17 protein-coding genes are annotated in these 20,321 nt (G+C 65.2%); 2 read left to right on the forward strand and 15 right to left on the reverse strand.

The window, feature by feature from the left end; all coding sequences use genetic code 11:
• Positions 1-43: 43 nt before the first annotated feature.
• The 12 genes from trmFO to HMPREF0372_RS17310 all read right to left on the reverse strand — a co-directional run bounded on the left by trmFO (position 44) and on the right by HMPREF0372_RS17310 (position 13,315).
• On the reverse strand, positions 44-1,348 hold the full coding sequence (gene trmFO, locus HMPREF0372_RS17255; RefSeq protein ID WP_007495330.1) for a methylenetetrahydrofolate--tRNA-(uracil(54)-C(5))-methyltransferase (FADH(2)-oxidizing) TrmFO: 1,305 nt from the start codon (positions 1,346-1,348) through the stop codon (positions 44-46).
• Between the two features lie 21 nt (positions 1,349-1,369).
• Positions 1,370-1,987: a flavodoxin family protein gene (locus HMPREF0372_RS17260; protein WP_007495332.1), complete on the reverse strand. Its 618-nt coding sequence runs from the start codon at positions 1,985-1,987 to the stop codon at positions 1,370-1,372.
• 21 nt (positions 1,988-2,008) lie between these two features.
• Positions 2,009-2,722, reverse strand: coding sequence for a TraX family protein (locus HMPREF0372_RS17265; RefSeq protein ID WP_007495334.1), 714 nt, complete (start codon positions 2,720-2,722; stop codon positions 2,009-2,011).
• A gap of 78 nt (positions 2,723-2,800) precedes the next feature.
• On the reverse strand, positions 2,801-5,131 hold the full coding sequence (gene topA / locus HMPREF0372_RS17270; RefSeq protein WP_039997963.1) for a type I DNA topoisomerase: 2,331 nt from the start codon (positions 5,129-5,131) through the stop codon (positions 2,801-2,803).
• Between the two features lie 21 nt (positions 5,132-5,152).
• Positions 5,153-6,361, reverse strand: a complete 1,209-nt coding sequence (dprA, locus tag HMPREF0372_RS17275) for a DNA-processing protein DprA (protein ID WP_007495338.1) — start codon at positions 6,359-6,361, stop codon at positions 5,153-5,155.
• A gap of 90 nt (positions 6,362-6,451) precedes the next feature.
• Positions 6,452-7,210 (reverse strand): TrmH family RNA methyltransferase, encoded by a 759-nt coding sequence (locus HMPREF0372_RS17280; protein ID WP_007495341.1) that lies wholly within the window; start codon positions 7,208-7,210, stop codon positions 6,452-6,454.
• A gap of 11 nt (positions 7,211-7,221) precedes the next feature.
• Complete coding sequence (locus tag HMPREF0372_RS17285) at positions 7,222-7,875, reverse strand: potassium channel family protein (protein WP_007495343.1); 654 nt, start codon at positions 7,873-7,875, stop codon at positions 7,222-7,224.
• 38 nt (positions 7,876-7,913) lie between these two features.
• The gene (locus HMPREF0372_RS17290; RefSeq protein ID WP_007495345.1) at positions 7,914-9,296 is read right to left on the reverse strand and encodes a TrkH family potassium uptake protein; all 1,383 of its coding nucleotides are present in this window, start codon (positions 9,294-9,296) and stop codon (positions 7,914-7,916) included.
• Positions 9,297-9,526: 230 nt separating this feature from the next.
• Positions 9,527-11,476, reverse strand: a complete 1,950-nt coding sequence (lysS, locus tag HMPREF0372_RS17295) for a lysine--tRNA ligase (RefSeq protein WP_007495347.1) — start codon at positions 11,474-11,476, stop codon at positions 9,527-9,529.
• 11 nt (positions 11,477-11,487) lie between these two features.
• Positions 11,488-11,961: a transcription elongation factor GreA gene (gene greA, locus HMPREF0372_RS17300; RefSeq protein WP_007495349.1), complete on the reverse strand. Its 474-nt coding sequence runs from the start codon at positions 11,959-11,961 to the stop codon at positions 11,488-11,490.
• A 152-nt stretch (positions 11,962-12,113) separates the two neighbouring features.
• Positions 12,114-12,827, reverse strand: coding sequence for a hypothetical protein (locus HMPREF0372_RS17305; RefSeq protein WP_007495351.1), 714 nt, complete (start codon positions 12,825-12,827; stop codon positions 12,114-12,116).
• Between the two features lie 68 nt (positions 12,828-12,895).
• On the reverse strand, positions 12,896-13,315 hold the full coding sequence (locus tag HMPREF0372_RS17310; RefSeq protein WP_007495353.1) for a YjdF family protein: 420 nt from the start codon (positions 13,313-13,315) through the stop codon (positions 12,896-12,898).
• Positions 13,316-13,626: 311 nt separating this feature from the next.
• On the opposite strand from HMPREF0372_RS17310, the gene HMPREF0372_RS17315 reads away from it, so the two are divergent.
• Both HMPREF0372_RS17315 and HMPREF0372_RS17320 read left to right on the forward strand, forming a co-directional pair.
• Positions 13,627-15,195 carry an alkaline phosphatase gene (locus HMPREF0372_RS17315; protein ID WP_007495355.1) on the forward strand — a complete coding sequence of 523 codons (1,569 nt, stop codon included), beginning with the start codon at positions 13,627-13,629 and terminating at the stop codon, positions 15,193-15,195.
• Between the two features lie 85 nt (positions 15,196-15,280).
• Positions 15,281-16,480, forward strand: coding sequence for a YibE/F family protein (locus tag HMPREF0372_RS17320; protein ID WP_050810512.1), 1,200 nt, complete (start codon positions 15,281-15,283; stop codon positions 16,478-16,480).
• Between the two features lie 326 nt (positions 16,481-16,806).
• Here the strand turns inward: HMPREF0372_RS17320 and HMPREF0372_RS17325 are convergent, their stop codons facing one another.
• The 3 genes from HMPREF0372_RS17325 to HMPREF0372_RS17335 all read right to left on the reverse strand — a co-directional run.
• Entirely contained in the window at positions 16,807-17,937 is a 1,131-nt protein-coding gene (locus HMPREF0372_RS17325) for a S41 family peptidase (protein ID WP_007495359.1), read from the reverse strand.
• 124 nt (positions 17,938-18,061) lie between these two features.
• Entirely contained in the window at positions 18,062-19,321 is a 1,260-nt protein-coding gene (locus tag HMPREF0372_RS17330; RefSeq protein WP_007495361.1) for a murein hydrolase activator EnvC family protein, read from the reverse strand.
• Positions 19,322-19,348: 27 nt separating this feature from the next.
• Positions 19,349-20,321 (reverse strand): murein hydrolase activator EnvC family protein (locus HMPREF0372_RS17335; RefSeq protein WP_007495363.1); only part of this gene is annotated, 973 nt, incomplete at its 5' end.

Below are 20,321 nucleotides of genomic sequence, written 5' to 3' on the forward strand. Positions count from 1 at the left end.
GGGCCGCCCGGTGCTCCTGTAGGGGCGGCCTTTGTGGCCGCCCCTACCGCCAGTCCAGCCCGTCCAGAAGCTCCAAGGCCCGCTTGGACAGCTCGGCATTTTTATTCCGCTTGCCTTTGACGCGGTAGCCCAGGGGCGGGATGATGCCGAAGTTGACGTTCATGGGCTGGAAGTCGGTGACGCTCTCGTTGCTGACATAGCGCGCCAGGGCGCCGACGGCGGTCTCCTGGGGGAAGTCCACGGGGGGCCTCCCCTCCAGCCGCCGGGCCAGCTCCACGGCGACCAGGAAGCCGGAGGCGGTGGACTCCACGTACCCCTCCACGCCGGTGATCTGCCCGGCGAAGCAGACGCGGGGCTCCTTCTTCACCCGGTAATAGCGGTCCAACAGCCGGGGGGAGTCCAGATAGGTGTTGCGGTGCATGACGCCGTAGCGCACGAACTCGGCGTTCCTGAGGGCGGGGATCATGGAGAACACCCGCCTCTGCTCCGGCCATTTCAGGTGGGTCTGGAAGCCCACCAGGTTGTAGATGGTGCCGTCGGCGTTGTCCCGGCGGAGCTGCACCACGGCGAAGGGCTCCTTTCCGGTCTTGGGATCGTTCAGGCCACGGGGCTTGAGGGGGCCGTAGCACAGGGTCTGCTTCCCCCGGCGGGCCATGACCTCCACGGGCATACAGCCCTCGAACACATGCTTGTCCTCAAAGCCGTGAACCTCCGCCTCCTGGGCGGCGCACAGCTCGGCCCAGAAGGCGTCGTACTCCTCCTCCGTCATGGGGCAGTTGATGTAGTCCGGGGTCCCCCTGTCGTAGCGGGAGGCGAAGAAGGCGTTCTCCATGTCCACGCTCTCGAAGGTGACCAGGGGGGCCGCCGCGTCGTAGAAATTGAGGGTGCGGCTCTCAGGGAAGAAGGCCCGGATGGCCTCCGCCAGCGGGTCGGAGGTCAGGGGGCCGGAGGCCACGATCACGTTCCCCAACTCCGGGATTTGGGTGACCTCCCCCTCCTCCACGGTGATGAGGGGGTGGGAGCGAAGCTTCTCCGTCACCGCATGGGCGAACCCGTGGCGGTCCACCGCCAGGGCGCCCCCCGCCTCCACCCGGTGGGCGTCGGCGCAGGTCAGGATCAGGGAGTCCATGCGGCGCAGCTCCTCCTTGAGCAGGCCCACCGCGTTCTCCAACTGATCCGAGCGCAGGGAGTTGGAGCACACCAGCTCCCCAAACCACTCGGTATGGTGGGCGGGGGTCATTTTGGAGGGCTTCATCTCCCGCAGGGTGACGGGGACGCCCCGCTGGGCAAGCTGCCACGCGGCCTCCGAGCCCGCCAGGCCTGCGCCGATTACAATAACTGGTTCCATGGGTTCCTCCTTGTGTGGGACTCAGCGGATGAAGTGGGTGCGCAGAGGCTCCTCCCGCTCCGGCAGGCCGTATTTCTCCCGGCCCAAGGCGATGCTCTTGACCAGGAAGGCCATGTTCCGGGCCAGGGTGCGCATGGTCTGGAGGCCCTCGGCGTCCTGGGCGGCCTCGCCGGGCAGGCGGCCGTGGATGCTGTTCCAGTACTGGCTGGAGGCCACCGGCATGCCGCTGATGGTAAAGAATTTGTTCAGCTCGTCAAAGGTGGAGGACAGGCCGCCCCGCCGGGCCGCCGCCACGGCGGCCCCCACCTTCATGGTCTTGTCAAAGGAGGTGGAGTAAAACAGCCGGGTCAGCAGGGCCACCAGGGTGGCGTTGGCCGAGGCGTAGTACACCGGGCTGCCCACCACCAGCCCGTCGCAGGCCTCCAGCTTGGGGGCCAGCTCGTTCACCAGATCGTCGAACACGCACCGGCCCAGCTCGGCGCACTTGCCGCAGGCGATACACCCCCGGATAACCCGGTTTCCCACCTGCACCCGCTCGGTCTCCAGGCCCTCGGCGGCAAACACGGCCTCCATCTCGTCCAGGGCGGCGGCGGTGTTGCCCTTGGGCCGGGGACTTCCGTTGAGCAGCAGAATCTTCATGCCAACACGCTCCTTTTCCGGTTACACGCCCATACACCCCCCCACCAGGGCGATGACCGCCAGATGGGCGGGATAGAAGGCGTAAAAGAACCACTTGGGAATCCGGAGGCCGGAGTGGGTGCGGCAGAGGATCAGCGGCAGGGCCAGCAGGGCGAAGATCGTCCAGTTGACGGCGTGGCCGCCCACCACCAGGGCCAGGGGATCCTCCAGGGAGCCGCCCCACAGGGCGGGAAGCCAGAACAGGATGTACAGCCCCGCCAGCAGGGCGGGTTTGTTCCGGCAGAAGTAAAAGATCAGCATCAGAATGACGCCGTTGTAGTTGTAGTCAAAGCTTCCGAAGGCCAGCACCAGAACCCCCAGCACAAAGAGCCACCAGCGCCGGGTGGTCAGCCCCCACATGGCCAGCAGGCTGAGGAAGAGGGTGAAGAAGATGTTCCAGTTGGTCAGGTTGCCCAGGATGTCGTCGGCGTTGAAGGCGAGAATCCAGAAGGGCTGGGACACCACGGCGAAAATCGCCAGCCGCCCCAGGTAGCGCCTGATGTCGTGGGTGTAGAGCAGGCCCACCGTCATACAGTAGCAGAACAGGGGGAAGGCCAGCCGGCCGATCCACCGGAATATGGGCGTCTCCGGGAAGAAGGCCCCGCCAATGTGATCCAGCAGCATGGCGGCAATGGCGACCAGCTTGAGCAGGTCGGTGTCCAGGTTGGTGCGCAGCTTTCTCTCTTGGGTTTCCATGATCTCATTCCTCCGGTATTTCAACTGAGTCTGCCGTCAGGGGGAATCCCTGACGGCTTCCACCGGTGGAAGCGGGCCTCAGGCCTCGCTTTTGGTCTTGGCCGCGGCTTTTTTCGCCGTCGGTTTCTTTGCCGCCGTCTTCTTGGGAGCGGCGGTTTTCTTGGCGGCCGCCGTCTTCGCGGCCGGCTTTTTGGCGGCGGTCTTTTTGGCCGCCGCCTTTTGGGCGGGCTTCTTCTCCTCCTCGGGAGGGGCGCCCTCTGCCGGGCTCTCCGCGGAGGCGGCCTTTTTCTTGTAGCCCCGCTGATCCTCGGGTAGGAAGTTGGGGCACTCCGGGTTGATGCAGAAGGGCTTCTTGAACCCCCGGCCCGACTTCTTGAACAGGGTGTGACCGCACTCGGGGCAGGTCTCCTTCACCGGCACGTCCCAGGTCATGAAGTCGCACCGCTTGGCCTCGTCCTTGTTGGAGTTGTTCTCGCAGCCGTAGTAGGCGTATCCCCGCTTGGAGGTCTTTTTGAGGATCTTGCCGCCGCACTTGGGGCACTTGCCGGGCATCTCGATGACGATGGGCTGGGTGTGGTCGCACTCCGGCCAGCCGGGGCAGGCCAGGAAGCGGCCGAACCGGCCGGACTTATACACCAGATTGCGCCCGCACTTGGGGCAGATCACGTCGGACACCTCGTCGGGCACCTTGATGCGCTCGCCGTCCAGATCCGCCTCGGCCTTCTGGAGCTCCTGCTCAAAGTCGCCGTAGAAGTCGCCCAGCAGGCTTTTCCAGTCCACCTTGCCGGTCTCCACCTCGTCCAGCCGCTCCTCCATGGTGGCGGTGAAGGTGGTATCCACGATGTCGGTGAATTTGTCCTTCATCAGGCCGGTGACCACCTCCCCCAGGGGAGTGGGGCGGAGGTTCCTGCCCTCCTTCACCACGTACTCCCGGTCCAGGATGGTGGAGATGGTGGGGGCGTAGGTGGAGGGGCGGCCGATGCCCTTCTCCTCCAGGGCCTTGATCAGCGTGGCCTCGGTGTAGCGGCTGGGGGGCTGGGTGAAGTGCTGGTCGGGCTTGAGGGCCTCCAGCTTCAGGGCCTCCCCCTCCTTCAGATCGGGCAGGGGGGACTGGAACGCCTCCTCCTCCTCGTCCTTCCCCTCCACGTACACGGCGGTGTAGCCGGAGAACTTGAGGGCCGAGTGGGTGGCCCGGAAGGTGTATCCCGCGGAGGTCACCTCGATGGACACGCTGTCGTACACGGCGGAGGCCATCTGGCAGGCCAGGAAGCGGCTCCAGATGAGCTTGTAGAGCTTATACTGCTCGGCGGTGAGGGACTTCTTGATGTCCTCCGGGGTCAGGTTCACGTTGGAGGGCCGGATGGCCTCGTGGGCGTCCTGGGCGCCGGATTTGGTCTTGTAGACCCGGGCCTTGCCGGGGTAGTAGTCCGCGCCGTAGCGGGCGAGGATGAAGTCCTTCGCGGCGGCGGTGGCCTCGTCGGACAGGCGGAGGGAGTCGGTACGCATATAGGTGATGAGACCCACGGTGCCCTCCCCCTCGATGTCCACGCCCTCATAGAGCTGCTGGGCGATGGACATGGTCCGCCGGGGCGTCATGTTGAGCTTGCGGCTGGCCTCCTGCTGGAGGGTGGAGGTGATGAAGGGGGGCGCGGGGTTGCGCTGCTTGTCCTGCCGCTTGACGCCGGTGACGGCGAAGGGGGCGTTCTTCACCGCCTCCATGACGGCGTTGACCTCCGCCTCGCTGTTCAGCTCCACCTTCTTCTCCCGGCCGTAGAAGCTGGCCTTGAACTGCCCCAGGTTGGGGGCGATGCGGGAGAGATCAGCGTCCAGGGACCAGTACTCCTGGGGGACGAAGGCCTTGATGTCGGCCTCCCGCTCGCACACCAGCCGGGTGGCCACCGACTGCACCCGCCCGGCGGACAGGCCCCGGCGGATCTTCTTCCACAGCAGGGGGGAGATCTGATAGCCCACGATGCGGTCCAGCACCCGGCGCGCCTGCTGGGCGTTCACCAGATCCATATCGATGGCCCGGGGGTGGGCGATGGAGTCGTTGACCACCTTCTTGGTGATCTCGTTGAAGGTCACCCGGTAGGTCTTGTCGTCCGGGATGCCCAGCATCTCCTTCAGGTGCCAGGAGATGGCCTCGCCCTCCCGGTCGGGGTCGGTGGCGAGGAACACTTTCTCGCTCTTCTTGGCGGATTTTTTCAGCTCGTCAATGACCTCTTCCTTGCCCTTGATGGGCTGGTAGTTCAGTTCAAAGCCGTGCTCCACGTCCACGCCCAGCTTGCTCTTGGGCAGGTCGCGCACGTGGCCCATGGAGGCCTTCACCTCATAGCCCGGGCCCAGATATTTGCCGATGGTCTTGGCCTTCGCCGGAGACTCGACGATCACCAAATTCGATTTTGCCACAGCATAGTACTCCTTACATACTTAGTCGTCAAAGCGGACGGCAGCGGTAAACCGCTTGCCGGGAAGCTCATTCAGATAGCCCTGAGCCTGCAGCAGGGTCAGGGCAGTGTTCACCCGCCGGGCGGGAATCTCGGTGCGGCCCACGATCTCGTCGGGCACCCGGGCGCGGCCGCTCAGCAGGGCGAAGATGGCCCGCTGTTCGTCCCCCATGGCCTCCAGCTCACTCCGGGGGCGCAGAGGGAGGGGATTCCTCTCCGCCGGACGGGGCACCGGCTCCGGCGCCGGCTCGGCCGCCGCCTCCAGCCGCGCCTCCGCCCCCTCCTGGGACAGCGGAGGTGCCTGCCGCACCTTATGGGGAAAGCGTGTCACATATTCCACCAGAATATCCTGGGCCGAGCGGATCAGCTTGGCCTCGCCCCGTGCAATCAGGCCGTTGGTGCCCGCGCTCATGGGCGCGTCCGCCGGACCGGGGACGGCGAACACCTCCCGGTTCTGGTCCAGGGCCAGCCGGGCGGTGATCAGCGTGCCGCTGTGCTCGGCGGCCTCCACCGCCGCCACGCCCGCGGACAGGCCGCTGAGGATGCGGTTGCGGATGGGGAAGCGCCACCCCTCTGGCGGGGTGCCGGGCGGGTTCTCCGACAGGATGGCCCCCGCGGCGGCCACATCCTCGTAGAGTCCCTGGTTGCGCCGGGGGTAGACCACGTCCACCCCGCCGGCCAGCACCGACACCGCCGGGCCGCCGCCCTGGAGGGCCCCCTTGAGGGCGGCCGCGTCGATGCCCTGTGCCAGGCCGGAGAGCACCAGCGCCCCCGACCGGGCCAGCTCCAGGCCCAGCCGCCCCGCCATGGCCACGCCGTAGGGGGTACACTCCCGGGCGCCCACGATGGCGACGGCCAGCTCCTCGTCAAAGCGGAAGAGCCGCCCCTTCACATAGAGCACCAGGGGAAAGTCGTGGAGCTGGAGCAGGCGCTCCGGATAGGCCGCGTCCTGGTAGGTCAGCAGGGTGAGTCCCAGCCGGTCGCAGTCGCCCAGGATGCGCTCCGCCCGCTCCAGGGATTTGTCCGCCAGGGAGCGGCAAAGCCTTTCACTCAACGGAAGCAGTTCGTACTCCCCGGGGTCGGCGAAGTAGGCCGCCTCCGCGGTGCCGAACCGGCGCACCAGCGCCGCGGCCGTCTCGGGCCGGAGGCCCTCCCGGGTAGTGAGCCACAGCAGATAGGTTAACGCAGCCACGGGATTGCCTCCTTCCGGCTGTTGTCTTGTTCTGTGCCGCGCCAGCGCGCGGTCCCACCGGAGTGGGGCCGTCCGCTGGGGCGGCCTGGCTCAGCGCCAGCCCTCCCAGAGCACCACAGACGCCGCCACGGCGGCGTTGAGGGACTCGCAGCGGTCCCGCATGGGGATTTTCAAAGTCGCCCGGCAGGCGTCCAGCACCGGCTGGGACACCCCCCGCCCCTCGCTGCCGATGACCACGGCGGCGCTGCCCAGGGGAACGGAGCGGATGTCCTCCGTGTCGTCCCGCAGGGCGGCGGCGTACAGGGGGACGGCCGACCGGGCCAGCCGGCCGGTCAGATCCTCCAGCGTCCCCTCCCACACCGGCAGGCGGAAGCAGGCCCCCATGGTGGCGCGCACCGTCTTGGGGGCAAAGGGCTCGGCGCAGCCGGGCAGCAGGAACAGCCCCGCCGCCCCGAAGGCGTCGGCGGTGCGCCAGACGGTGCCCACGTTGCCGGGGTCCTGCACCCCGTCCAGCACCAGCAGGCGGCCCTCCGGCAGCGTCTCCGGCGGAGCGGTGTCCGGCGTCCGGCACACGGCCAGCATGCCCTGGGGTGTCTCCACGGTGGACACCGCCCGCAGCAGCGCCTCCGGCACCTCCACCACCCGCACCCCGGCGGGCAGCTCCGCCGGGGGGGCGGTTCCCTCCGCCACCGCCAGCAGCTCCGGCGGCGGCCCCCAGCGCAGGGCCTCCCCCACCAGCTTGGTCCCTTCGCAGAGGAATACCCCCTGGGCCCGGCGGGTCTTTTTCTCCGCCCCCAGCCTGCGCAGGCGGGTGATCAGCGGATTTTGCCGGCTGGTGATGCGCTCCATGGCGGTCCTCCTTACAAGTCCTGGAGATGGTTGATGTCCTCCGTGCGGCCCAGGGCCACCACCGCATCGCCCGGCTCAATAACATAGCTGGCGCCGGGGGCCACGTTCAGCGCCCCGTCCTTGCCCCTGCGCACGGCGATGATGTTGACCTTGTAACGGGCCCGCACATCCAGATTTTGAATCGTTTCGTAGTGCCACTCCTTGGGCACGGCGGTCTCCACGATGCCGAAATCCTCGCTCAGCTCAATGAAGTTGAGCACGTTGGAGCTGGAGAGCCCCTGGGCCAGCTTGACCCCCATCTCGTGCTCGGGGAATACCACCCGGTCCGCCCCGATCTTCTCCAGCACCTTGCGGTGGACGTGGCTCTGGGCCTTGCAGATGACCCGCTTGACCCCAATCTCCTTCAGATTAAGCGTGATAAGGGCGGAGTTTCCGATATCGTCTCCCACCGCCACCACGGCGCAGTCGTAGTTGCGCACGCCCAGGGCCCGCAGAACCGAGGGGTCCCTGGCGTCGCCGGTGACGGCGTGGGTGACCTTTTCGGCCACCCTCTGCACGTGATCCTCCCGCTCGTCCACTGCCAGCACCTCATGGCCCAGGGAGCTGAGCTCCGTGGCCACGGCGCTGCCAAACCGGCCCAGGCCGATGACAACAAAGGTTTTCATAACGTGGAAAACACTTCCTTTTCTCCTGATGCGGCGCTTCAGCCGATCATGACGTTCATCTCAGGGTATTTGATCTTGGCCGGATGCCTGTTTCCGGTGATAAAGGCGATGGAGAAGGACAGGATGCCCACACGGCCCATATACATCAGCAGGATCAGCAGCCCCTGGGAGAAGGGGGTGAGGGTGGGGGTGATCCCGGTGGTCAGGCCCACCGTGCCCATGGCGGAGGCCACCTCGAAGGCGCTGTCCAGGTAGGGCAGATCCTCCACCGTGGACACCACCATGGAGCTGAACACAAAGACAAACAGCACCACCAGCGCCAGGGTCATGGCATTGAGCACCCGGCGGTAGTGGATCGCCCGGCCGCGGAAGGTGACCTGCTCCCGGCCCATGAGGCCGGAGCGCAGGGCCAGCAGCAGCACGCCCACCGTGGCGGTCTTGATGCCGCCGGCGGTAGAGCCGGAGGAGCCGCCGATGAGCATCAGCACGCAGGACATGGCCTTGCTGGTGTCGCTGAGGCCGCCCTGGCCGATGGAGTCGAAGCCGGCGGTGCGCAGGGTGACGGACTGGAACAGGGCGTTGAGTCCCTTCTGCCAGAGGGGCATGTCCCCCAGGGTGGCGGGGTTGTCAAACTCCTCCATCAGGAAGAACAGGGCGCCCCCCACGATCAGCACAGCGGTGATGAGGAGCACCATCTTGCTGTAGACCGACAGCCTGCTCCAGCACCGCTTGTCCACAATGTCCTCCCACACGAAGAAGCCCAGGCCGCCCACTACGATGAGGGCGGCGGTGGTGCCCAGCATCAGGGGGTTGTCGTTGTAGCCGGCCAGGCTGCTGAAGGCACCGAAGCGCCCTCCCAGCAGATCAAAGCCCGCGTTGCAGAAGGAGGAGACTGCGTGGAACACGGCGTGCCAAGTGCCCTTGAGGAAGCCGAACTCCGGGATGAGGCACACCGACATGAGCACCGCCCCCGCCGTCTCCATGGCGAAGGTGCCGATGAGGGCGTGGCGCACCACCCGCACCACCCCGTCCATGTCGTTGAGGTTGAGGGTGGACACCATGATAAGCCGCTCCGACAGGCCAATACGCCGGTGGAGGGCGAAGGAGACGAGGGTGATGACCGTCATGAAGCCCAGACCGCCCAACTGGATCATGGTCAGGATGACCGCCTGACCGAACAGCGTCCACTGGGTCCACGTGTCCACCAGGATCAGGCCGGTGACGCAGGTGGAGGAGGTGGCGGTGAACAGTCCGGTGAAGAACCCGGCGCTCTGTCCGTCCCGGGAGGCGATGGGCAGGGTCAGCAGCAGCGCCCCGATCAGAATAATCGCCGCGAAGGAGCCCGCCACGATCCGGGTGGCGTTGAGGCTCCGGTTGCGGATAAAGCTGTCCCGCAGCCAGAGCGCGCATTTCTTGATCAAAGCCTTGGCCTCCTTAAGGGTGGGATGGAAACGATTTTGACGCAGAAAAGCATGCCGAAGGAAGGATTCCCTTCGGCATGCTCATTCAGTCCGGCGAATTCCAGCCGGGGATGGGAGCAGCGGGGGTATGAAACGCCCGGTCAGCACGCAGATATTCACTTCCCAGGCGCTTCTCCATGGCTCTCCTCATACCCCCTTGCACTTGCTCCCGCTTCCCAGGACAGACCGGCTCAATACAGCTTGGCGCCCGCCGGAATGTGGTCGTCCACCATCAGGCAGTGGAGCTTCTCCACGCCCTCCTCGTGGTGTACCGCGGAGATGATCATGCCGCAGGAGTCGATGCCCATCATCTTGCGGGGCGGCAGGTTGGTAATGGCGATGAGGGTCTTGCCCACCAGCTCCTCCGGCTCATAGGTGTCGTGGATGCCGCTCAGGATCACACGATCCTCGCCGGTACCGTCATCCAGAACAAACTTCAGCAGCTTCTTGCTCTTGGGCACGGCGGTGCACTCCTTGACCTTCACGGCCCGGAAGTCAGACTTGGCAAAGGTCTCGAAGTCCACGAACTCCTGGAACAGGGGCTCAATCTCCACCTTGGAGAAGTCCACCGGGCCCTGCTCGGCGGCGGGGACAGCGCAGTTGGTTCCAGCCGCGGCGCGCTTGGCGGACTCAGGCTTGTCCAGGGGCTTCATGGTGGGGAAGAGGATCACGTCGCGGATGGAGTCGGAGTCGGTGAGCAGCATCACGCAGCGGTCGATGCCGATACCCATGCCGCCCGTGGGGGGCAGGCCGTACTCCAGGGCGTTGATGAAATCCTCGTCCATCATGCCGGCCTCGTCGTTGCCCATCTCACGCAGGGCCAGCTCGTGCTCGAAGCGGCCGCGCTGGTCAATGGGATCGTTGAGCTCGGAGAAGGCGTTGGCAAACTCACAGTGGTTGATAAACAGCTCGAAGCGCTCGGTGAGGCGGGGATCCTTGGGGGAGCGCTTGGTCAGCGGGGACACCTCCACCGGATACATGGTGATGAAGGTGGGCTGGATCAGCTTCTCCTCCACCCGCTGGTCAAAGGCCTCGTACAGGGCGGTGCCCCAGGTGCGCTCGCAGCCCTCCAGATCGATGCCCTTGGCCTCGGCGGCCTTGCAGGCCTCCTCGTCGTCGGAGATGGCCTCAAAGTCCACACCCACATACTCCCGGACGGCATCGATCATGGTCATGCGCTTCCAGCCGGGAGTCAGGTCAATCTCGTTGCCCAGCCAAGTCACACGATAGGAGCCCAGGATCTCCTTGGCAGCGGTGGAGAGAACCCCCTCGGCAATGTCCATCATGTCGTGGAAGTCGGCATAGGCCTCATAGAGCTCGATGGTGGTGAACTCCGGGTTGTGCTTGGGATCCATGCCCTCGTTGCGGAAGATGCGGCCGATCTCATACACCCGCTCAAAGCCGCCCACAGTGAGCCGCTTCAGGTTCAGCTCGGTGGCGATGCGCATATACATGTCGATGTCCAGGGTGTTGTGGTGGGTGATGAAGGGCCGGGCGGTGGCGCCGCCGGAGATGGTGTTGAGGACAGGGGTCTCCACCTCCAGGTAGTCCCGCTCGTCCAGATACCGGCGCATATGCTTGATGAAGGCGGTGCGGATACGGAAGGCACGGCGCACGTCCTCGTTCATGATCAGATCCACATAGCGCTGGCGGTAGCGCATCTCCTTGTCGGTCAGGCCGTGGAATTTCTCGGGCAGAGGCTGGAGGGACTTGGAGAGAAGCGTCACCTTGTGGGCCTTGACGGAGATCTCGCCCCGCTTGGTCTTAAAGACCTCGCCTTCCACGCCCACGATGTCGCCGATGTCGGTCTTTTTGAACTTGGCGAAGGCCTCCTCGCCCAGCTCGTCCACGCGGACGTAGAGCTGGATGCGGCCCTTGCCGTCCTGCAGATCGCAGAACACGGCCTTGCCCATGCCCCGCTTGGACATGATGCGGCCGGCCACGGAGGTCATAGCGCCCTCCAGGGCCTCAAAGCCCTCCTTAATGTCGGCGGAGTGGTGCTTCACCACAAATTTGGTGATCTGGAAGGGGTCCTGGCCCGCGTCCTGCAGCTCCTTGAGCTTGGCGCGGCGGATCAGGCGCTGTTCGGACAGGGACGGCTGCTCCTCGGGCTGGTTGACGCTTCTCTCTTCTGTGCTCATGACTCTGCTCCTTACTTTTGAATCTCTAAAATACGGTACCTCAGTACGCCGGCGGGGGCCTCCACCTGAACCTCGTCACCCACTGCGTTGCCCAGCAGGGCCTTGCCGAAGGGGGAGTCCTCGGAGATACGGCCGTTCATGGGGTCGGCCTCCTGGGAGCCCACCACCTGGTAGCTCTCCTCCTCCTCGAACTCCAGATCCAGTACCTTGACCTTGGAGCCCAGGCGGACGGAATTGGGGTCGGTCTCATGCTCCTCGATGACCACATAGTTGGCCAGGATGTTCTCCACCTCCGCGATGCGGGAGTAGAGCTTACCCTGCTCGTTCTTGGCCTCGTCGTACTCACTGTTCTCGGACAGGTCGCCGAAGGAGCGGGCCTCCTTGATCTGGTCGGCGACCTCCTTCTCCCGGACGGTCTTCAGATAGTTGAGCTCCTGCTTGAGCTCCTCCAAGCGCTCCGCGCTCAGCTTAAATTCTTTCGCCATTGCCGTATGCGCACACCTTTCTTTTTTGCTTCTTCCTTATCGGTCAAAAGGCCTCAACCAGGCCTCTTCTGAAATCTCAACAGAAACATTACGCCACGTTAATACGATATTATAGGTAGTTTCCCACCTTCTGTCAAGTCAATTATTTCCCATCATGTGGCATGAATCCGGATCTGTCCCTCTGTCAGGCGGCCGCACTCCCACAACAGGGACAGCAGCGGAAGGGGGGCCAGGTCCGGCGGCAGCCCCCCCTCCTCCAGTATGGGGCGCAGGCCGGCCAGCCCGGGCACGGGGCCGTACAGCCGGAGCACCGTTCCCCTCTCCTCCCCGCCCGGGCCGAAGGCCAGGGTCACGTCGGGGGCCGCCCCGCCGGGCCGCAGCACCGCCGCGCCATACTCCTCCCGCAGCCACGCCGCCAGTTCCTCCCCCTCGCCGGGCACATCCACCACCAGATGGCGCACCTGGGGACACAGGCGCGCCGCCGCAGCAAACAGCGGCCGGCTCACCCGGGGGCCGGACAGGGCCACAGTGGCCCGCACCCGCAGTATGCCCGCCCGCCGGAGCGCGGCCAGGGCCAGGGGGACGGCGATAGCCTGGCAGAAGGGCTCCAGGTCCACACTCCGCAGCCCCTGTCCCTCCAGCGCGGGCCAGTCGGGAAAATCCTCCGCCGTCAGCGCCCGCCGTACTCCTGCGCGGTACAGGGCCGCCGCCCCCTGCTCCGCCCGTCTCTTCCGCCTGTCATCCCGCAGACCGGGGCGGACCGGCACCGACACCCGCAGACAGCGCAGGCCCAGCACCCGCTCCTCCGTCACCACCGGGCGGCGGCCCCGCCGCTCCTCCAGCGCCACAATTCCCACCAACCCCATCACCTCGGGAACAGGATATGCGCCGGGGCCCGGTTTATGAGGGCGGAGGATATAGGAAGCGCCGGGGGTTAGTGCCCCCGGCGCTTCTCCTTCTTTTTCTCCTGGCGGAGGCGGAACCTGCGCTCCTCCTCCGCCGCGTCCCTTTGGCGATGCCGCTGCGCCCGTTCCGCCCTGCGCGCCTCCCACTGGAGCTGGAGGGCCTGCTGGGCCTTCGTGCCGACGCCGGTTTTCTCTGGACGGTTCCGCGCCTGCCGCCGGACCCGCTTGGGATTCTCCCGACCGGATGGACGCCGGGGCGCCTCTACCGCTGGACTAAAGTCCAGGCCCCGCCACGCCGACAGGAGCCACTGCCAAACCTCTCCGTCCTTCGGCTCGGCGCCGAAGGTATGGCGGCACACCTCCAGGCGCCCCTCCGCCTCCCGCTCATACACGCCCACCCAGAAGGGGTCGGCAAACCAGACCGTCAGCCTCGCATAGCCGCATTCCATATGAAGTTGTCCTCCTTAAATATAGGTCTTGCGCGGAGCGCGGACAACCAAGGAGGCAGGTTACTGACGGTCCCGGGGGCGGGACGCTCCCCCGGACCGCGCCCGGACTACCAACCGGGCCGTGTTTTTCGTTCCGCCCTCTGATTATCACTCCGGTTCCGCCGCTTGTCAACCCCCGCGCCTCACCTTTCCTTTACGATATCTTACAAAGAGTTTAGCTTGTTTTACACCACGCTGATAGCGCACTCCCCAATCTATCCGCTATCATGGCAACGTACCGAGCGCATCAAAATAACTTTGGAGGAATCAGAATGAATTGGAAGCGTCCCCTGGCCCTGTCCACGGCCGCCCTGACGCTGGGCACGGCCCTGGCTGCCTGCGGCAATCCCACGGCCGCCGCGCCCGATCCCACCCCCACGCCTGCCGCCGAGGTTCAGTCCCTCTCCACCACCGGCTCCACCGTCAAAGCCCCCAAATACGTGTTTCTCTTCATTGGCGACGGCATGAGCTATCCCCAGATCCAGTCCACATCCGATTTCCTGGGTGCGCTGAACGACGCCGACTATCGGCAGGCCCAGCCCAGCCTGGACGACAACGGCGGAGCCATTCTGGACGGTCCCGAGTACCTCAACTTCATGAACTTTGAGGCCGCCGGCTCCGCCGTGACTTATGACTCCAACTCCTTTGCCCCCGACTCCGCCTCCACCGCCACCTCCATCTCCACCGGCTACAAGACCTACTCCGGCTCCATCAACGTGGACGAAACCGGCACCATTTCCTACGAAACCATTGCCGAACAGCTCCACGCCCAGAAGGGCTATTCGGTGGGCGTCATTACCTCCGTCAACCTCAACCATGCCACCCCTGCCGCCTTCTATGCCCACCAGGCCAGCCGCAATGACTACTACGACATCGGCCTGGAGCTCATCGACTCCGGCTTTGAGTACTTCGCCGGCGGCGGCCTGCTCAAGCCCACCGGCGCCGAGGGAGATCAGGCCGATCTGTACGCCCTGGCGGAAAAGGCGGGCTATCATGTGGTCAAGACCCAGGCTGAGGCCGAGCAGGTCACCGGCGGCCCGGTGGTAATCATCGACGAGCACCTGGCCGACAGCGACGCCATGGCCTACGAGATCGACCGCACCGACGACATGTGGGCCCTGGCCGACTACGTGGAAAAGGGAATTGAGGTGCTCTCCCAGGACAAGGACGGCTTCTTTATGATGTGCGAGGGCGGCAAGATCGACTGGGCCTGCCACGCCAACGACGCCGCCTCCACCATCCACGACACGCAGGCCCTGGCCGATGCGGTACAGGTGGCCATCGACTTCGCCAAGGAGCACGCCGATGAGACCCTGATCCTGGTCACCGGCGACCACGAAACCGGCGGCCTCACCATCGGCTTTGCCGGCACCGACTACGACACCTATCTGGATCTGCTGGAGAGCCAGAAGATCTCCTACGCCAAGTTCGACAGCGACTACGTGTCCAGGTACAAGGAGGACAAGACCTCCTTTGAGGATGTCCTGAAGGATGTGGAGGCGCTCTTCGGCCTCAAGCCCCAGGGCGAGGAGGGCGATAAGCTGGTGCTCACCGACTACGAGCTGGAACAGCTCCGCGCCGCCTACGAGAAGAGCGTCAACGGCACTGCTGCCAGCCAGTACGAGCAGGAGGAATATGTGCTCTACGGCACCTACGAGCCTCTGAGCGTCACCCTCACCCACATCATCAACAACAAGTCCGGCATCTCCTTCACCTCTTACAGCCACACCGGCCTGCCCGTGGCCGTGCTGGCCCACGGTGTTAACGCCGGGCAGTTCAACGGCTACTACGACAATACTCAGATCTATCACAAGCTGGCCGGCATGCTCGGCATAGCCTAACCCCTGCTTTCCCACTTCCATACAGCCGAGGCGGATGGGGTCTCCCGACCTCATCCGCCTCGGCGCAGAAAGGACTTATCCATCTATGCGTTTTCTACGTGACCCCGCCCAGCGCCGCTATTACGTCCCCGTCGTGCTCTGCCTGGCGCTGACCGCCCTGCTGCTGCTCCTCCCCACCGGGTATGAAGGGGCCGTCCAGTACCAGGAGGCCGACCGCTGCGCGGCCCGGGTGCTGGCGGTGGACGACTCCACCATCGTGGACACCGGGCTCGTCCGCTCCGGTGAGCAGCGCTGCACTCTGGAGCTGCTGGGCGGCCGGTTTCAGGGACGGACCGCCACCGGCATCAACATGCTCAACGGCTCCCTGGAGCAGGACAAGCTCTTCGCCCCCGGTGACAAGGCCATGGTGGTGGTCAGCTACCAGGAGGACGAGATTCTCTCCGTCACCATGACCGACCACTACCGCATCGGCAAGGAGGCTCTGCTGGCCGCCGTCTTCGCCGTGTTCCTGATCCTCTTCGCCGGGCGTACCGGCCTGCGGGCCATCGTCTCCTTCGTGCTGACGGTGCTGATGCTGTGGAAGGTTCTGGTGCCCCTCTACCTCAAGGGCTGGAACCCCATCCTGGTCGGCCTGGCGGTTACTCTGGCCCTCACCCTGCTGATCATCGCCCTGGTCTACGGCTTCGAGCGGCGGTGCGCCGCCGCCGTGTCGGGTGCGTTCCTGGGGATACTGGTCACATGTGTGCTGGGCATTGTGTTTACCGACCTGTTTCAGATCCACGGGGCCGTTATGTCCTACTCGGAGAGTCTGCTCTACTCCGGATATCAGGATCTCAACCTGACCCAGATCTTTATGGCGGCGATCTTCATCGGCTCCTCCGGCGCGGTGATGGATCTGGCGGTGGATATCACATCTGCGGTCAACGAGGTAGTGAAAAAGCGCCCTGATATCTCCCGCTGGGAGGCGGTACGCTCCAGTATGAATGTGGGGCGGGCGGCCATGGGCACTATGACAACCACCCTCCTGCTGGCCTACTCCGGCGGCTACGTGGCCCTGCTCATGGTCTTTATGGCCCAGGGCACTCCCCTTTATAACATTCTCAACTACAAGTATGTCGCCTCAGAAATCATACACACCATCGTGGGTTCCTTCGGTCTGGTGACTGTGGCTCCCCTCACCGCCCTGACCAGCGGCTTTCTGCTGGCCGGGCAGAGAGAGCCCAGCCTCCCCACGCCGCCTGTCCGCCGGGCGGCAGAGGGGCAAAGCGCTCCGCAATCGTATTAAGATACTGTCGATAAACCCTCCTGTTAAACATTCGGAGGGAGGGATCGTGTGAAAAACCGCCCCGCAGGGCGATTCGGAGCACGACCGCCGCTTGCTGCGGCTCCTGATCCGGAGATGAACCATCCGGGTTCCCTTTCACGTTGGATCTAACGACTTTTGCCAAAGACTGAACCCCACCGGCGAAGCCGGTGGGGTTTTATCCCTTCCCTAAAAGCGAATGTTGGCGCGGGTCATGCCCAAGCTGGTCTCCAGCTCACCGATCGTCATTCTGCTCGCCTCCTTGTCTCCACGGTAGGGTATCAAGTGGGTTTACAGTCAAGACTTTTTTACCGGATTTCCAGCAATTCCAGCACGGCGGCCAGTTGAGCATCCTCCGCTCCGGTGTTGTATACCTCCGCGTCCAGGGTCAGGCCGGTGCCGATGAGGGAGGCGCCGCTTCCGGTGAAGTAAGCGCCGGTGGAGATGGCCACGGCGCCGCCGTGGGGCAGAGGGAAGGTCTGCTGGGAGTAGCCCTTGCCGCTGGTGGGCTCCCCCACGATCACCGCCGCGCCCTGCTCCTGGAGCTCGGCGGCGAAAAACTCGGCGGCGGAGTAGGTGTCGGCGTTGACCAGCACCGCCATGGGCAGTTCCACACAGTCCGCGTCGGAGTTGGTGATCTCCTCATGGCCCGCCCGGTCGCGGCTGATGAAGATGGGGCCCTCGGGCAGCAGGAAGTCCAGCATGTCGGTGAGCTGGCTCAGGTAGCCGCCGCCGTTGTCCCGCATGTCAAAGACCAGCGCCTCCGCCCCCTGCTCCCGGAGCTGGGTGACGGCCTCCTCCAGCCGCTGGGCGCTGTGGTCGTAGAAGTTGAGCAGGCGCACATAGCCCACCTTTCCCTCCAGCATCCGGCTCTCCACCGGGTCGTTCTTCAGCTCGGCCCGCTCCACCTCCACGGTGCGGGCCGCCCCGTCCTCCCCCAGCACCTCCAGGGTGACGGTGGTGCCCGCCTCCCCCTGGATGAGATTCGCGCCCTCATAGCGGGCCTCTCCCGCCAGGGAGACGCCGTCCACAGCGGTGATGACCTCCCCGGCTTCCAACCCAGCCGCCTCGGCGGGGCCTCCGGCCTCCACTCCGAGGATATAGAGTCCCTCCTCCCGTGTGTAGTTGACGGTAATCCCAACCCCCACATACTGGTTGGTGCGGCGCTGGTTCTGGGCCTCCAGCTCATCAGCCGTCAGGTAGTAGCTCCAGCGGTCGCCCAGGCCGGACACCATGCCCTCCAGGGCGGCGTCCACCACCTCTGTCTCGTCATATTCCCCCACAAAGAGGGTGTTGACCAGCCGCAGCCCCTCCACCAGGGAACGCCCACCCTCCCCCATCCAGGCACGGACGGCCAGGAGTCCGCAGCCCAGCACGGCAGCGGCGGTGAGTGCAATGGCCAGCAGAAGCTGGGCCAGGGAAAAACGTTTCTTTCGCACGGGATCAGATCCTTTCCAGAAAAACCAGCGCGGGCGGAGGCCGATGCCTCCGCCCGCCTCTGGGCCATGCCCGCGCGCGGCGGGCGAACTTGTTGCAGCAAAACGGCGCAGCCGCGCCCGGACGTTACCAGGGGTGGGTCAGGCTCAGGCTGGGGAACTTGCTCTCCGGGTCCACACGGGTGTAGTTGTCCCGCACCTCCAGGTGCAGGTGGTTGCCCGTGGAGCTGCCGGTGGTGCCCACATAGCCGATGGTCTGGCCCTGGGACACCATCTGCCCCTCGCTCACTGCCCGGGAGCTCATGTGGGCGTAGAGGGTGGAGTTGCCGTTGCCGTGGTCGATGACCACGTAATTGCCGTAGGAGTAGTGGTAGGCGGAGGTGACCACCTGTCCGCTCTTGCAGGCCTGAATGGGGGTGCCGCCGGGGGCGGGGATGTCGATGCCGGTATGGCTGTGGGCCTTGCCGGTGATGGGGTGAATGCGGTAGCCGAACAGGGAGGTCAGCCGGTAGTAGCCGGGCAGCGGCCACAGGTAGTTGGTCTCCGAGTCGATGGTGACATTGTTTTGCCGGCGCTCCTCCTCCAGTTGCTTCTGCTTCCGGGCGATCTCCGCCTGGATCTCCGCCGCGCCCTCCATCTCGTCGTCCAGCTGGCGGTTGAGCTCCGCCGCGTCGGCATTGATCTGGTCCAGCAGCTTCTGGGCCTCCGCCACCTTGGCCTGCTGCTCCGCCTTCTTGGCCTCCTGCTGGTCCCTGGCCGCCTGCTCCTCCGCGCGGGCGCTCTCCAGCTCCGCCTGAAGCCGCTCCAGCTCCTGCCGGGCCGCGGTCAGCTCCTCCATGACCTGGTTGTCGTAGTCCATCACCGCGTCAATGTCCGCCAGGCGGTCCAGCATGTCGGAGAAGTTCTCGGCGTTAAAGAGGATGGACCAATAGGATACCGTCCCCTCCTCCTCCATGGCGCGCACCCGCTCGCAGAACAGCTCATACTGGGCCTGCTCTTTGGCCTCCGCCTCCTTGCGCTCCGCCTCTTTCTGGGCGATTTCCTGGTCATAGTAGGAGATCTGCGCGTTGATGCTGTCCAGCTCGGCATTGATTGCCTCCAACTGCTGCTGCAGGAGCTGCCGCCTCTGCTGGGCGGCAGCCTGGTCCTCCTTCACGTCGGCTAGCTGGTTCTTCAACTCCTGCTGCTTGACCTGGCTCTCCCGCTGCTCCTCCTTCAGCGCGTCGATCTCGCTCTGCGTCACCGCGCCCACGCTGCCGGCGATCATACTGATCATGGGCAGCAGCAGCAGGAGGGCCATCACTACGGCCAGCCCGGCCACAAACACCCGGCGCCACTCGATTTTCTGCTTCTGGGGTCTCTTTTTCTGACTCTGCTTCTTTGCCACGTTGCCGCTCCTTTTATGTCCGTTCCATTACCAATTATAGGCCCGAATGAAGGGAAGATTGGGATAATATGCCTCGGGGTCTGTCCGCTGGCCGTTCCGCCGCACCTCATAGTGGAGGTGGGGGCCCGACGTATTGCCGGTGTCGCCCACGGCGCCGATGGTCTGCCCCTGGGACACCATCTGCCCCTCGCTCACCGCCCGCGAGGACATGTGGGCGTAGAGGGTGGTGGTGCCGTCCCCGTGGTCGATGACCACGAAGTTGCCGTAGGACCAGTTGGCGCCGGCGCCATACTCCGACATAATGACCTGTCCGCCCCTGGCCGCGTAGATGGGGACGCCGGTGGAGGCGGCCACGTCAATGCCGGTGTGGCTGTTTGGCACGTGATCCACCGGGTGCATCCGGTAGCCGAAGGCCGAGGTCAGCTTCAAATTGGACGCAGGCAGGGGCCACAGCCAGCCGTCGCCGGTAGGCGGGAGCTGGACGTTGTTCTGCTTCCGCTGCTCCTCCAGCTCCTTCTGCTTCCGGGCGATGTCCGCCCCGATGGCGGCCCACTCCGCGTTCTCTGTGTCCAACTGCCGGTTGACCTCCGCCACATCGGCGTTGATCTGGTCCAGCAGCTTCTGGGCCTGCGCCACCTTGGCCTGCTGCTCCGCCCTCTTGGCCTCCTGCTGCTCCCTGGCCGCCTGCTCCTCCGCGCGGGCGCTCTCCAGCTCCGCCTGAAGCCGCTCCAGCTCCTGCCGGGCCGCGGTCAGCTCCTCCATGACCTGGTTGTCGTAGTCCATCACCGCGTCCACATCGGCCAGACGGTCCAGCAGGTCGGAGAAGTCCTCGGCGTTAAAGAGGATGGACCAGTAGGACACCGTCCCCTCCTCCATGGCGCGCACCCGCTCGCAGAACCGCTCATACTGGGCCTGCTCTTTGGCCTCCGCCTCCCTGCGCTCCGCCTCTTTCCGGGCGATCTCCCCGTCATAGTAGGAGATCTGCGCGTTGATGCTGTCC

Source organism: Flavonifractor plautii ATCC 29863, from assembly GCF_000239295.1.
Taxonomy (GTDB): Bacteria; Bacillota; Clostridia; order Oscillospirales; family Oscillospiraceae; genus Flavonifractor; species Flavonifractor plautii.